Origin of the sequence: Neolewinella lacunae (genome assembly GCF_014349155.1) — a bacterium.
GTDB lineage: Bacteria > Bacteroidota > Bacteroidia > Chitinophagales > Saprospiraceae > Neolewinella > Neolewinella lacunae.
In genome coordinates, this window is record NZ_JACSIT010000054.1 from 1 (window position 1) to 1,115 (window position 1,115).

1 protein-coding gene is annotated in these 1,115 nt (G+C 63.4%); it reads right to left on the reverse strand.

Translation table 11 applies throughout. From position 1 onward, the window contains the following. Positions 1 to 1,115, reverse strand: a 1,115-nt coding sequence (locus tag H9S92_RS03285; protein WP_320055153.1) for an SdrD B-like domain-containing protein, incomplete at both ends; no start/stop codon positions are given.

Sequence of the window (1,115 nt, forward strand, 5' to 3'; positions counted from 1 at the left end):
ATGTTGCCGTTCTCATCAGACTGCGGATCGGTATCGTCCTGCGCACCGCCGGGGAAGCTCTCGTCGCCGATCTGCGGCTCCTGACCGGGCGTCAGCGTGAAGAGACCAGAAAGCGACTCCGTGCCTTCGCCGCCCGCCTGGGCACCGTCGTTCGTGCCGTCAAGGTCGTCATCGGCGTCGCTCTGCGTACTGGAAGCCACCGGTGCATCCGTAGCAGGAAGTACCCCTACCTGGTAGTCGCCCGGAGCAAGGTTATCGAAGAAGTAGTTGCCGTCAGCGTCCGTGGTCGTCGTCTCGATCGCCGTCAATTCCAGACCGTCGATCATGCCGTCGCCGTTCGCATCGAAGTACAGGTTCACCGTGACACCGGCGATGCCGTACTCCAGCGGGTTGGTCAGGTCCTGTACGCCGTTGTCGTCAACGTCGTAGAACACCGTGGAACCGACGCTCATGTTGGGCAGGAAGCCGAAGTCGATCGTCATGTTGCCGTTCGTCTCTTCAGCGTCGTCCTGGTCGTCACCGGGGAAGCCACCGGCTTCCGTGGGGTTGCTGCCAGCCGTCAGGTCGAAGGGCGCCGAGGCTACCGTGCCATCCAGCTGCTCTTCGCCGTTCTGCACCGCAGCGTCGGTAGGATCGTCGCTGGAGGTACCGGAGGTTGCGCCGGTGCCGTCGGGCAGGCTCGGGATTACTACGTTGTAGGTACCGTTGGGCAGGTTGTCGAAGAAGTAGATGCCGTCGTCGTTCGTCGTCGTTTCACCGACCAGCGTCTCGGGCGTACCGTCACCGTCCAGGTCAGCGAACAGCTGGACCGGTACGTTCGGGATGCCGACCTCATTGGCACCCATCTGGATGCCATCGTCGTTCATGTCGAAGAAGACCGAAGAGCCCACGCTGTTGACCGGCACGAAGCCGAAGTCAATCGTCATGTTGCCGTTCGCATCGTCCTGCGGGTCGGTGTCGTCCTGCGCACCGCCGGGGAAGCTCTCGTCGCCGATCTGCGGCTCCTGACCGGGCGTCAGCGTGAAGAGACCAGAGAGGGACTCCGTGCCTTCGCCGCCCGCCTGGGCACCGTCGTTCGTGCCGTCAAGGTCGTCATCGGCGTCGCTCTGCGTACC